At 60.6% G+C, this 13,084-nt stretch carries 14 protein-coding genes; all 14 read left to right on the forward strand.

The window, feature by feature from the left end:
* Window positions 1-2 precede the first annotated feature (2 nt).
* The 14 genes from J8G15_RS18490 to J8G15_RS18555 all read left to right on the forward strand — a co-directional run bounded on the left by J8G15_RS18490 (window position 3) and on the right by J8G15_RS18555 (window position 13,084).
* Entirely contained in the window at window positions 3-758 is a 756-nt protein-coding gene (locus J8G15_RS18490; protein WP_210544072.1) for an SDR family oxidoreductase, read from the forward strand.
* Window positions 759-779: 21 nt separating this feature from the next.
* Window positions 780-1,646, forward strand: a complete 867-nt coding sequence (locus tag J8G15_RS18495; RefSeq protein WP_210544074.1) for a fumarylacetoacetate hydrolase family protein — start codon at window positions 780-782, stop codon at window positions 1,644-1,646.
* Entirely contained in the window at window positions 1,639-3,171 is a 1,533-nt protein-coding gene (locus J8G15_RS18500) for a UxaA family hydrolase (RefSeq protein ID WP_210544077.1), read from the forward strand. The genes J8G15_RS18495 and J8G15_RS18500 overlap by 8 nt, the downstream gene beginning before the upstream one ends.
* 23 nt (window positions 3,172-3,194) lie before the next feature.
* Window positions 3,195-4,406 carry a D-mannonate dehydratase ManD gene (gene manD / locus J8G15_RS18505; RefSeq protein WP_210544078.1) on the forward strand — a complete coding sequence of 404 codons (1,212 nt, stop codon included), beginning with the start codon at window positions 3,195-3,197 and terminating at the stop codon, window positions 4,404-4,406.
* Between the two features lie 8 nt (window positions 4,407-4,414).
* Entirely contained in the window at window positions 4,415-5,926 is a 1,512-nt protein-coding gene (locus J8G15_RS18510; protein WP_370627442.1) for a mannitol dehydrogenase family protein, read from the forward strand.
* Between the two features lie 10 nt (window positions 5,927-5,936).
* Window positions 5,937-6,947 carry a zinc-binding alcohol dehydrogenase family protein gene (locus J8G15_RS18515; protein WP_210544082.1) on the forward strand — a complete coding sequence of 337 codons (1,011 nt, stop codon included), beginning with the start codon at window positions 5,937-5,939 and terminating at the stop codon, window positions 6,945-6,947.
* A 232-nt stretch (window positions 6,948-7,179) separates the two neighbouring features.
* Window positions 7,180-8,100 carry a glyoxylate/hydroxypyruvate reductase A gene (locus tag J8G15_RS18520; RefSeq protein WP_210544084.1) on the forward strand — a complete coding sequence of 307 codons (921 nt, stop codon included), beginning with the start codon at window positions 7,180-7,182 and terminating at the stop codon, window positions 8,098-8,100.
* A 314-nt stretch (window positions 8,101-8,414) separates the two neighbouring features.
* Window positions 8,415-9,044 (forward strand): TetR/AcrR family transcriptional regulator, encoded by a 630-nt coding sequence (locus J8G15_RS18525; protein ID WP_210544085.1) that lies wholly within the window; start codon window positions 8,415-8,417, stop codon window positions 9,042-9,044.
* Window positions 9,045-9,106: 62 nt separating this feature from the next.
* Window positions 9,107-9,595, forward strand: coding sequence for a VOC family protein (locus J8G15_RS18530; protein WP_210544088.1), 489 nt, complete (start codon window positions 9,107-9,109; stop codon window positions 9,593-9,595).
* 107 nt (window positions 9,596-9,702) lie between these two features.
* Window positions 9,703-10,149 (forward strand): SRPBCC family protein, encoded by a 447-nt coding sequence (locus J8G15_RS18535; RefSeq protein WP_210544089.1) that lies wholly within the window; start codon window positions 9,703-9,705, stop codon window positions 10,147-10,149.
* Between the two features lie 69 nt (window positions 10,150-10,218).
* Window positions 10,219-10,566 carry a DUF1428 domain-containing protein gene (locus tag J8G15_RS18540; RefSeq protein WP_210544090.1) on the forward strand — a complete coding sequence of 116 codons (348 nt, stop codon included), beginning with the start codon at window positions 10,219-10,221 and terminating at the stop codon, window positions 10,564-10,566.
* A 244-nt stretch (window positions 10,567-10,810) separates the two neighbouring features.
* Window positions 10,811-11,719, forward strand: a complete 909-nt coding sequence (locus J8G15_RS18545) for a hydroxymethylglutaryl-CoA lyase (RefSeq protein ID WP_210544092.1) — start codon at window positions 10,811-10,813, stop codon at window positions 11,717-11,719.
* Between the two features lies 1 nt (window position 11,720).
* Window positions 11,721-12,455 (forward strand): YbaK/EbsC family protein, encoded by a 735-nt coding sequence (locus J8G15_RS18550; protein WP_210544094.1) that lies wholly within the window; start codon window positions 11,721-11,723, stop codon window positions 12,453-12,455.
* Window positions 12,452-13,084, forward strand: a complete 633-nt coding sequence (locus J8G15_RS18555; protein ID WP_210544095.1) for a 2-hydroxychromene-2-carboxylate isomerase — start codon at window positions 12,452-12,454, stop codon at window positions 13,082-13,084. The genes J8G15_RS18550 and J8G15_RS18555 overlap by 4 nt, the downstream gene beginning before the upstream one ends.

Here is a 13,084-nt window from a genome sequence, read left to right on the forward strand (position 1 = left end):
CCATGACAAATCGCCTCGCTGGAAAAGTCGCACTTCTAACAGCCGCTGGCCAGGGCATTGGCTATGCCACCGCCTTGGCCTTCCTCAAAGAAGGCGCCCGCGTTATTGCCACTGACATCAACCCGGCGCTGCTGGAAAAATTGGCGTCTCAGACCGGCTGCGAGGTCGCCCAACTTGACGTGCGCGATGCCGAAGCCATCCAAGCGCTGGCGCAGCGCGTGGGGCCGGTGGATGTGTTGTTTAATGCGGCCGGGTTTGTTGACTCGGGCTCGGTGCTGGACTGCGACGACGCTGCCTTTGATTTCTCGATCGACCTCAACGTGCGCGCCATGTACCGCATGACGCGCGCCTTCCTGCCGGGCATGCTGGCCCGCCAGTCGGGGTCCATCATCAACGTTGCCTCGGTAGCGTCGAGTATCAAAGGCGCGCCGAACCGTTTTATCTATGGCACCACCAAGGCCGCTGTGATCGGCATGACCAAAGCCGTCGCGGCTGACTTTGTGGCGCAGGGCGTGCGTTGCAATGCGATCTGCCCCGGCACGGTGGAGTCGCCCTCATTGCGTGGCCGCATTGCGGCTCAGGCGGCAAGCCTGGGGCAAACGCTGGAACAGGTCGAAGCTGCTTTTGTCGCGCGCCAACCGGTGGGTCGGCTGGGCCGCCCCGAAGAAATTGCGGCCCTGGCCGTTTACCTAGCCAGCGACGAATCGGCCTTCACCACCGGCACCGCTCAAGTCATTGACGGCGGCTGGTCCAACTGAACTCACCACTCAAAATACACCATGAAACTACTCCGTGTTGGCGCAAAAGGCCATGAAAAACCCGCCATCCTCGACGCGTCTGGACGCGCCCGCGATCTCTCCAGCCTGATTGGTGACATCACGCCAACGACGCTATTGCCCGCCAGTCTCGATGCGCTGCGTGCAGTCAACCCTGAGACCTTGCCTTTGATTGACGCCTCTGAGCGCATGGGTCTGCCTTGGTCGGGTTGTGGCAAGTTCATTTGCGTTGGCCTGAATTACGCGGACCACGCCGCCGAATCCGGCATGGCGATTCCGGCTGAGCCCGTGCTGTTCACCAAACACACCAGCACCATGGTGGGCTGCAACGACCCGGTGGTGATTCCCCAAGGTTCGGTAAAGACCGATTGGGAGGTTGAACTCGGCGTCGTGATCGGTAAAACCGCGCGCTACGTCTCAAAAAGCGACGCGCTTTCGCATGTTGCGGGCTACTGCGTGGTCAATGACGTGTCTGAGCGCGAGTACCAGCTCGAACGCGGCGGCACATGGGACAAGGGCAAAGGTTGCGACACCTTTGGTCCGGTCGGCCCATGGTTGGTCACCGCAGACGAGGTCTCCGACCCGCAGCAACTCGGCATGTGGCTGGAAGTCAATGGCTTTCGCCATCAGAACGGCAGCACGCGCACCATGGTGTTCAACGTGGCGCAACTGGTGAGCTACATCAGCCGGTTCACGACCCTCTACCCTGGCGACCTGATCAGCACCGGCACGCCACCTGGTGTCGGCATGGGCGTCAAGCCCAATCCCAAATACCTGAAGCCAGGCGACGTGATGCAACTGTCCATTGATGGGCTTGGCACCCAGCGCCAAACAGTGCACGCCTGGAACCCGGAGTTGATCGATGGCTGACATCAGTCCCGTGATCCGCATCCACCCGGCAGATGATGTGGTGATTGCCCGCCGGCAACTGCTGAGCGGCGCCTTGATTGCCACGGAAGACATCACCGTCTCTGGCCTCATTCCTGCTGGGCACAAGATCGCTGTTCGGGCTATTGCCACAGGTCAACCGGTGCGCCGATATAACCAGATCATTGGCGTTGCCACGCGAGACATCGCACCCGGCCAGCATGTGCACAGCCACAACCTGGCCTTCAGCCGCTTCGACCGAGGGCATTCAGTGGGTGGCGACGTACAAGCTGTCAACTATGTGGCAACACCGGCGACCTTTGATGGCATCGTGCGTGCTGACGGACGGGTGGCGACGCGAAACTACATTGGGGTGTTGACCAGCGTCAACTGTTCGGCCACTGTGGCTCGGGCCATTGCCGATCATTTCCGCCGTGACATCCATCCCGAAGCGTTGGCAGCCTTTCCCCAGGTGGACGGCGTCGTCGCCCTGACGCACGGCGCGGGCTGCGCTACCGACAGCGAGGGCGAAGGCTTGCGCGTGTTGCGCCGCACCTTGGCAGGCTATGCGCGCCACGCCAACTTTGCCGCCGTGGTGGTGGTGGGCTTGGGCTGCGAGACCAACCAGATCCAGGGCCTGCTGGCGCAGGAAGGCTTGCGTGAAGGCGCCAAGCTGGTGACTTTCAGCATTCAAGACGCGGGCGGTACCGCGAAAAGCGTGGCGCGTGGCATCAACGTGGTGAAGCAATTGCTGCCCGAGGCCAATGCCGTTCAACGCGAACCCGTGCCAGCCAGCCACCTGGTGGTGGGTTTGCAATGTGGAGGGTCGGACGGCTACTCCGGCATCAGTGCCAACCCGGCGCTCGGCGCGGCTGTCGACCTGGTGGTGCGCCACGGCGGTACGGCGGTCTTGTCCGAAACCCCCGAAATTTATGGCGGCGAGCACCTGCTGCTGCAACGCGCCGTATCACAGGCCGTGGCCGACAAGCTCGAAGCCCGCCTGCAGTGGTGGACCGACTATTGCGCCCGCCACCATGCCGAGATGGACAACAACCCGTCTGCCGGCAACAAGGCCGGCGGCCTCACCACCATTCTGGAAAAGTCGCTGGGTGCGATTGCCAAGGGTGGCACCACGCCCATGGTGGATGTCTATGAGTACGCCCAGCCCATCAGTGCCAAAGGGTTTGTTTACATGGACACGCCCGGCTACGACCCGGTGTCGGCCACGGGCCAGGTGGCCGGTGGCGCGAACCTGATTTGCTTCACCACGGGCCGGGGCTCTGCCTATGGCTGTGCCCCCACGCCTTCTCTCAAACTGGCCACCAACAGTGCGTTGTGGGCCAAGCAAGAGGAAGACATGGACATCAATTGCGGCACCGTGATTGATGGCAGTGAGTCGGTGGAACAACTGGGCGAGCGCATCTTTTTGGAGATGCTCGCCGCCGCCTCGGGTCGCAAGACCAAGAGCGAGGTGCACGGCTACGGCCAAAACGAATTTGTACCTTGGGCGCTAGGCGCCGTGATGTAAACCCATTTCACCCCCATACGATCATGAAAATTACCTCAGCCAAAGTCATCATCTGCTCCCCTGGTCGCAACTTTGTGACCCTCAAAATTGAAACCGATGAGGGATTGATTGGCATTGGCGACGCCACCTTGAATGGCCGCGAGCTGGCCGTGGCCAGCTACCTGACCGACCACGTCATTCCCTGCCTGATCGGTCGCGATCCGCAGCAAATCGAAGACATCTGGCAATACCTCTACAAAGGCGCCTACTGGCGCCGCGGCCCCGTCGCCATGAGCGGCATCGCCGCCGTGGACACCGCGCTGTGGGACATCAAGGCCAAGGCCGCCAACATGCCGCTGTACCAATTGCTGGGTGGCAAGAGCCGCACGGGCGTGATGGTCTACGGCCATGCCAACGGCACAGACATTGGCCATACGGTGGAAGAGGTGTTGCGCTACAAAGAGATGGGTTACAAGGCCATCCGCGCGCAAAGCGGTGTGCCCGGCCTGGAGAAGGTGTATGGCGTGGGCCGTGGCAGCATGTTTTACGAACCAGCTGACGCCGACTTGCCCAGCGAGCATGATTGGTCCACCGAGAAGTACCTGCGCCACACGCCCGAGTTGTTTGACAAGGTGCGTGCCGCTGTCGGCCCCGACATTCACCTGTTGCACGACGCCCATCACCGCCTCACGCCCATCGAGGCCGGGCGTTTGGGCAAAGACCTGGAACCCTTCCGCCTGTTCTGGTTGGAAGACACTACGCCGGCCGAGAACCAGGAGTCCTTCCGCCTGATCCGCCAGCACACCACGACGCCGCTGGCCGTGGGCGAAATTTTCAACACCATCTGGGACTGCAAGGACCTGATCCAGAACCAATTGATCGACTACATCCGAACCACCGTGGTTCACGCGGGCGGTATCACCCACCTGCGCCGCATTGCCGACCTGGCTGCGATGTATCAGGTGCGTACCGGTTGCCACGGCGCCACCGACCTGTCGCCGGTGTGCATGGGGGCTGCGCTGAACTTTGACCTGTGGGTGCCCAACTTCGGCATCCAGGAGTACATGCGCCATTCCGAGGAAACGGATGCCGTGTTCCCCCACGCCTACACCTTCAAAGACGGCTATATGCACCCTGGCGAAGCGCCCGGGCATGGCGTAACCATTGACGAAGAACTGGCGGCCAAGTACCCCTACCAACGCGCCTACTTGCCCGTGAACCGCCTGCAACACGACGGCACTTTGTGCAGCTGGTGATGGTGGGTATGAATCGATTGAATGACGAGGGCTTGGGTGCTTTGCCTGCTGAAGTGGCGCGCCCCGCCTACAACCGCCATGACCTGAAAATCGGCATCGTTCATATGGGCATCGGCGCCTTCATGCGCGCCCACATGGCAGCCGCCACGGAAGCTGCGCTCAATGCCGGCGACTTGCGCTGGGGCATTGCCGGCGTGTCACTGCGTCGGCCCGATACGCGTGATGCACTGGCGCCACAAGACGGGCTGTACACATTGGCCATTCGCGATGCCGACGAACACGGCCAGCCGCGCCAACGCCTGCAGGTCATCGGTGCGGTGCGCAGTTTGCTGGTGGCGCCAGAAAACCCACAGTCGGTGTTGGACGCCATTGCCGCGGAAGACACCCGCATCGTCAGCCTCACGGTGACGGAAAAGGGCTATTGCCATGACCCCGCCACCGGTGCGCTGCGTCTGGACCACCCCGACATCGTGCATGACCTGGCCCACCCGCAAGCGCCGCGCTCGGCCATCGGCATGCTGGTGTATGGCTTGAAGCAGCGCCACGCACTAGGTCATGGGCCGCTCACGCTCATGTCCTTGGATAACCTGCCCGCCAATGGTCATGTTCTGCGCGCTGCCGTGCTGCGCTTTTCTGAAGAAGTTGATAGCAAACTATGCAGCTGGATAGAGCGGGAATGCCGTTTTCCATGCTCCATGGTGGACCGCATCGTGCCCAAAACGACCGACGGTGACCGCGCTGCCGTGAGCCAGGCCCTGGGCTGTACCGATGCCTGGCCCGTGCTGGGTGAGCCGTTTTTTGACTGGGCCATTGAAGACGATTTCGCCGCTGACCGTCCGGACTGGACGCTGGGCGGCGCCCGCTTTGTGCCAGACGCTGAGCCCTTTGAGCGGCTCAAGCTGCGCATGGTGAATGGCACCCACTCCAGCTTGGCCTATCTGGGCGCCATGGCGGGCTGGCAAACGGTGGATCACGCCATTGGGCAAGCGCCTCTGCGTGAACACATCGAAGCCTTGATGCGTGATGAGATTGAGCCCACCTTGCCGGCTTTGCCCGGCCTGGACCTGGCGGCCTACCGAAACAACTTGCTGGCACGCTACGCCAACCCGGCCCTGGCCCACCGCACTCAGCAAATCGCCATGGATGGCTCGCAAAAGCTGCCGCAACGCCTGCTGGGCACCGTGCGTGACCGCTTGGCCAAGGGACTACCCGTGCCGCGCATGGCGCTGGGTCTGGCCGCATGGATGCACTATCTGCGCGGTGTGGATGAGTTGGGTCAGACCTACCGTATTGACGACCCACATGCCACCGAGTTGACCGCGCTTTACCAGCGCAGCTTGGGCCAGGGCTACACGCTGGATGCTGTGCACGCCATGCTTGCCTACGCGCCAGTGTTTGGTGACTTGGCAGGCAATGCCCAGTTGGCCGCTGCACTGTTGCCCGCATTGCAATCCCTGCACACGCAGGGGGTCGCCGCCACATTGGTGGCGATGCGTGGCACAGAATCGTTGTTAATTTGAGGAGTCTTACATGTTGACAGTTGTTTGCGAAACCCCCGGAACGCTGCGGGCCGAAGAGCGTGCCATGCCTGAGCGGGGCGAAGATGAGGTTTTGGTGCGGGTCAAACGCGTGGGCGTGTGCGGTACCGACCTGCATATCTTCTCGGGCAATCAACCCTATCTGAATTACCCGCGTGTGATGGGTCATGAGTTCTCGGGAATTGTTGAGGCCGCACCGCAAGGTGGCCCGTTGGCCGCCGGCGACACCGTGTATGTCATGCCCTATCTGTCTTGCGGCACGTGCATTGCCTGCCGCCAGGGAAAAACCAATTGTTGTGTGCGTATTCAGGTGTTGGGCGTGCATTGCGACGGTGCGTTCACCGAGTTCCTCAGCGTGCCCCAACGCTTCGTGCACAAAGCCGAAGGTGTGAGTCTGGACCAGGCGGCGATGATTGAGTTCTTGGCCATTGGTGCCCACGCAGTGCGACGAGCGGATGTGCAGCCGGGGCAACGGGTATTGGTCGCCGGCGCCGGGCCGATTGGCCTGGCCGCTATGCTGTTTGCCAAACTGCGTGGTGCCACGGTTGTGGCTCTTGACATTCGGCAAGATCGACTCGATTTCGCGGCCGGGCCGGTTGGTGCGGATGCGGCCGTTTTAGTCGGCGACGGGGATGCGGTCGAACTAGCTCGCCTGAGTGATAACGAATTTTTTGACGTCGTGATGGACGCCACCGGCAACGCGCGGGCCATGGAGCGTGGCTTCCAGTTCATCGCCCATGGCGGGCGCTATGTGTTGGTGTCCATCGTGCAGGGTCAGATTAGTTTTTCAGATCCGGAATTTCACAAACGAGAAGCCACGCTGCTGAGCAGCCGAAACGCCACCGTTGAAGACTTTGCCACGGTGGTGGTGGCATTGCGCGCAGGCCAGATTCCAGACGCCGCACTGGCAACGCACCGCATGAGCTTGTCTGATGTGCCTGCCAACTTCGCCAACCTGCTCGATCCAACGCAGGGCGTGATCAAAGCCATCATTGAATGTTGAAGCCGGTGCAGCGTTTGATGACGCTGTCCTGAACGGTTCGGTTTAAAACCGCTGATTGAGCGGCAACTTCGCCGCCATTGCGCCGGCGCCCACCCCTGTTGCTCATGGGGCATCGTCCTGACGCAAACCCGCGTTGATTGCCAATTGGCAGGGAGACCGCGCAGGCCTGAACTGATGACTGCACCCACTTGGGTGCTGCATTCTTGCTGATCTTTGCGGTACGCTTGGATGCATGAAAATCACCTTTTGTTGCTCTGATACCAAGCCCGAGCCTTGGTTGGACGGTTTAAGTGCCGCTTTGCCGGATGCTCAAGTCAGCCTGTGGCAGCCCGGTGCACCGCCGGCCGACTACGCCGTGGTGTGGGCTCCACCCCAGGCCTTCTTTGATGAGCAGCCGCAGCTCAGGGCCATCTTCAACACCGGCGCCGGGGTCGATGCGCTGATGAAGCTGAACCTGCCAGCCGGTGTACCTGTGATTCGCCTGGACGATGCCGGCATGTCAGTACAAATGGCGGAATACGTGTGCCACGCGCTGATTCGCCACTTCCGCGAGTTCGACGGTTATGAGGCCGACATGGCGCTGGGCCAGTGGTCGTATCGCAAACCGCGTGACCGGGCCGAGTTTCCGGTTGGCATCCTGGGGCTGGGGGTTTTGGGCGAGCGCGTGGCGCGGGCCGTGGCGCAGTTCGATTTTCCGGTGAACGGCTGGAGTCGCTCCCCCAAGCCCTTGGTCGGCGTGAAATGCTTTGCCGGAACTGATCAGTTGCCCGCCTTTCTTGCCGCCTCCAAGGTGCTGGTCTGCCTGCTGCCGCTCACCAGTGAAACGCGCGACATCATGAACCACCAGAACCTGTCCCACCTGCAAGCCGGTGGCTACGTCATCAACGTGGCTCGGGGTGGGAATCTGGTGGACGACGACTTGTTGGCGCTGCTGGACAGTGGCCATTTGGCGGGCGCCACGCTGGATGTGTTTCGCACCGAGCCTTTGCCGCCCGAACACGCCTTTTGGCAGCACCCCAAGATCTGTCTGACCCCGCACACCTCGGCCCGCACTCTGCGCAGCGAAAGCATTGGCCAGATTGCACAGAAGATGGCCGCGTTGCAGCGTGGTGAATCCGTCGCCGGCGTGGTGGATCGCGGGCAGGGGTATTGATTTTTTTCGACCATTGGATGAGGGCTTGATTCATGGGGCTGCTTCAACCCACACCAATGTAGTTCGCCATGTTCCTGCCCGGTTCACCCTCGGATCGCCAGATTGATTAATTAAATTGGCCTGTAGCCGCCGTTGGTTAAGCGCATGACGCTACTAATTTTGTAGCGTTTTATTGCCCTTCAGACAAATCAGGCAGGTTTCGCTACCCGCCCCATGGACGCTCGTTTCATCCGGCAGGGTCCAACGGGCTTGACGATCAATTGTTGAAGTGATAAAAAAAATACCAACTAGTAGGTATGTTTTTTAACATACCAATGTCTACCCACAAAACCAAAATTCGGTTGCTGGCCGCGGCCCTCCAGGTGATCCGTGCTCGGGGGTATTGCGCCACAACCGTGGACGATATTTGCGAGGCCGCGGGCGTGACCAAAGGCAGCTTCTTTCACCACTTCAAGGGCAAGGAAGACCTCGCGGTGAGCGCTGCCGACTACTGGGGTGAAACCACCTCCGCTTTTTTTGCCGCCGCGCCGTACCACACCCACGCGGACGCGCTGGACCGGCTGTTGGGCTACATCGACTTTCGCCAGTCCATCCTGAATGGCCCCCTGCCCGAATTCACTTGTTTGGTTGGCACCATGGTGCAGGAGACATTTGACTCGGCGCCCGCTATTCGCGATGCGTGTGAGCGCTGCATCAGCGGCCATGCCGTCACACTGGTACCCGACATTGCCCAGGCCATGGTCGACCATGGCCTTGATGGCGCGACGGCTGGCTGGACGGCAGACAGCCTTGCCTTGCACACACAGGCGGTGTTGCAAGGTGCGTTCATTCTGGCCAAGGCAAGGGGCGAGGGCGGCGCGCAAGTCGCTGCCGAGAGCGTGGCCCACCTGCGTCGTTATGTTGAATTGCTGTTTGGGGTGCACCGCGGCCCCAAATTCGCCTGATAGGGAAGTACGCGGTGTTTGTTCGATTCATTTAACCGAAACCCAACCCAAGGAGAAACATCATGGCAAACACAACAGTCAAAGCCATCCCTGATCACATGAACTCCCTGTCCCCGCATCTGGTGTGCGCCGGCGCGATGGACGCCATCGAGTTCTACAAAAAAGCCTTTAACGCCGAGGAACTCAGCCGCTTGGCGGGCGAAGGCGGCAAGCTGATGCATGCGGGCCTGCGCATCGGCAACTCCATGCTGATGCTGATGGACGAAATGCCCGCCTGGGGCGCACTGGGCCCTAAAACGCTCAAAGGCTCACCCGTCACGGTCCATTTGCAAGTGGACGATGTGGACGCCACCGTTGCGCAGGCCGTGGCTGCAGGCGCCAAGGTGACCATGCCGGTGGCCGATATGTTCTGGGGCGACCGATACGGCGTACTGGAAGATCCGTTTGGACACATATGGTCGGTCGCGACCCATCTGCGGGATCTGAGTCCCGAAGAAATCGAGGCCGCCATGATGACCGCCATGCCCGGCCAGCCCTGTCCACAGGCTTAGCGGGCGACGCGCGCTGAAGGGAAGCCGCTGTTTAGGCTGTGTCACGGCAAATTGCACCCCACGCGTCACTTGAAAGCACACCCGTATCCACGGAAAGGAAAACCATCATGACCGACCGTACTGTCACGCTTCACCGCGTTCTGCGCGCCCCGCCTGAAAAGGTATACCGGGCGTTTTTGGAGCCCGACGCCATGGCGAAATGGATCCCGCCGTATGGCTTCACTTGCAAGGTGCATCACATGGACGCCAAAGTAGGGGGCACTTTCAAGATGTCGTTCACCAATTTTGGAACTGGCAGCGGCCATTCCTTTGGTGGTGAGTACCTGGAGCTGGTGCCCGCTAAAAAGCTTCGTTATACCGACCAGTTTGACGACCCCAACTTGCCAGGCGTGCTGGAAGTGACCGTAGTGTTAAACGCCGTGTCATGCGGCACCGACGTACACATCACGCAGGCCGGCATACCAGAGGCCATACCGCTGGAGATGTGTTACCTGGGTTGGCAGGAGTCGCTGGCGCAATTGGCAACGTTGGTTGAACCGAATATTCCGGGTTGAAGGAACGAGCGGCTGTATCCAGCCTGAATTTTCAGAAATGAACTGATTGACTGAAAAAGGAGTTTCACCATGAGCTACATCGATGGATTTGTTGCGGCCGTTCCCACGGCCAATCGCGACGCATTTCTTCAGCACGCCAAAGACATCTCCGGCATCTTCAAGGAGTGCGGCGCACTCCAGCAGGTCGAATGCTGGGGGGACGACGTGCCCGAAGGCAAACTCACGTCGTTTCCACGGGCGGTGCAATGTACGCCGGATGAAACCGTGGTGTTTTCGTGGATCGCCTGGCCCTCGCGCCAGGTGCGTGATGAAGGCATGAAGAAAATCATGGCCGACCTGCGGGTGCAAGCCATGACGTTGCCATTTGACGGCAAGCGGCTCATCTTTGGCGGGTTCGAAAAAATTCTGGACGTTTAATGACCGGCGGCCCTTCAGGTCGCCCTTGCGATGGAGTCAAATTCTCAACCTGGCCTTGGTGATTGCAGTCACTGGGTTAGCCATGGCCGGGTTGACCTTCGCATGCAGGCGCGTAGACGGCCTTTCAACTCGTGCAAGTTTCAATGTGAGGAACAAGGAACGAGGAAAGATTCTTTCGACCCGTCGTCGTCAAAGGTTGGCACGCTTTTGACACAATGTCCCGAATCACCTTTGAGAGAAAAATATGAGTATTCCTTCCCGCGTTAAATTGGTTGATGTTGGGCCGCGCGACGGCCTTCAGAACGAAAAACAGATGGTGCCAGCTGCCGTCAAGATTGAACTGGTGCACCGTCTGCAGGACGCCGGTCTCACCGAGATCGAGGTTACCAGTTTTGTGTCACCCAAGTGGGTGCCACAAATGGGGGACAACGCCGAAGTCATGGCCGGCATCCAGCGCAAGGACGGCGTGCGCTACTCGGTTCTCACGCCCAACCTTCAAGGATTTGAGGCTGCGGTCTTGACGAAGCCCGACGAGATTGTGGTGTTTGCGGCGGCCAGCGAGGCGTTCAGCCAGAAGAACATCAACTGCTCGATTGCCGAAAGCATTGAGCGCTTTGCCCCCGTGGTGGTGGCTGCGCGTGCCGCCGGCATTTACGTACGAGGCGCCATGTCTTGCACCGTGGGCTGCCCGTACGAGGGCGACATCGCGCCCGAGCGGGTGGCCTATCTGGCTGGGCTGATGAAGAGCATTGGCGTGCAGCACGTGGGCGTGGCCGACACCATTGGTGTGGGCACCCCCATGAAGGTGCGCCGGGCATTGGAGGCCACCCTGCAACACTATGACCTGAACGACATCTCCGGGCATTTTCACGACACCTATGGCCAAGCACTGGCCAACACGCTGGTGGCGTTGGGCATGGGCGTTTGGCAGTTCGACACCTCGGTGGCTGGGCTGGGTGGCTGCCCTTACGCCAAGGGCGCGACCGGCAACGTGGCCTCCGAAGATGTGGTCTACATGCTGCATGGCATGGGCATTGAGACTGGTATTGATCTGGACAAGCTGGTCGATGCCGGTAAGTTCATCAGCGATTTTCTGGGACGCAAGCCCAATTCCCGCGCGGCAACCGCGCTTTTGAACAAGCGAGCGGGCTGACATGTGTGGTGCTGAAGTCAAAAACCTGCCCGAAGGCGTGCAGCGCATCGCAGCCGCCTTGTTGGCGCAGGGCCACCCCCACGCGCCGGTCATGCTCGAAGACGCCGCCCGAACGGCCCTACAGGCCGCCGACGCATTGGGCATTGAGGTCGGGCAAATCGCCAAGAGCATTATTTTTCGGCGCAAGACCGACGACGCGGCCGTGCTGGTCATCACCTCGGGTGACATGCGGGTCGATGAGAAAAAAGTGGCTGCTTTGGTGGGACCGCTGGGCCGCGCGGATGCCGGGTTTGTGAAAACCAAAACCGGCTATTCCATTGGTGGCGTGCCGCCCATTGCACACACCACGCCGTCGGTCACCTTGATTGACGAGGAGTTGTTTCGCTTTGACGAGATCTGGGCCGCTGCGGGTCACCCGCATGCGGTGTTCAAGCTGCAGCCTGACGATTTGATGCGCCTCTCCGGCGCGCCGGTGGTCAATGTGGTGGAGCAAGCGCCTGAGGTGGAATTGACTGCTATTGAATTGCTAGCTGCTCGCGCAACCCAGGCGAGGGCTGCAGTCACTAATTTGCCTTCGCCCTGCATTTCGGTTTGCAGCATGGACCCTGTGACAGACCTGTGCGCAGGATGCTTGCGCACCATTGACGAGATTCGCCAGTGGAGCCGTTCCGACGACGCCGCCAAGCGCGTGATGTGGCAGCGCATTGAACAGCGCTTGAGCGAGGCCCAAGTATGAAAGCCATCATCTTCTACCTTGACTTCATCTCGCCCTACGCCTACCTGGCGTTCGAGACCATGCCTGAGGCCCTGATGGGCCACAGCTATACCGTGACTTACAAGCCTGTGTTGTTTGCGGCGCTGCTCAAACACCACGGCCAATTGGGCCCGGCCGAGATACCTAGCAAGCGCGAGTGGACCTACCGCCAGGTGCAGTGGCTGGCCCAGCAACACGAGGTGGCCTTGCAAATGCCCGCCAGCCACCCCTTCAATCCGCTGGCGCTCTTGCGTCTGGCCGTGGCCAGCCAAGAGAAAGGCTTGCCCAACCGCTATGTGTGTGAACGCATTTTTCACCATGTCTGGCGGGGAGGGGCGGAGGCGTCTGACCCGGCGCGGCTGGCCGAGATCACGGCCAAACTGGCGTCCGCGCGCAATGCACAAGATGCTGACGTGAAAGCCCAGCTTCAGGCTCATACCGACGAGGCCATTGCCAAAGGTGTCTTTGGTGTGCCCACGCTGGAGGTGGACGGCAAACTATTTTGGGGGCTGGACGCCTTGCCCACGTTGCGGGCCTACGTGGCGGGCGACCCCTGGTTTGAGGCCCATTGGGATGCCGCCGCTCAGGTGGGACAGGGCGTTCGTCGTTAA

It is taken from the genome of Rhodoferax sp. PAMC 29310 (assembly GCF_017948265.1).
In the GTDB taxonomy this organism is placed as follows: domain Bacteria; phylum Pseudomonadota; class Gammaproteobacteria; order Burkholderiales; family Burkholderiaceae_C; genus Rhodoferax.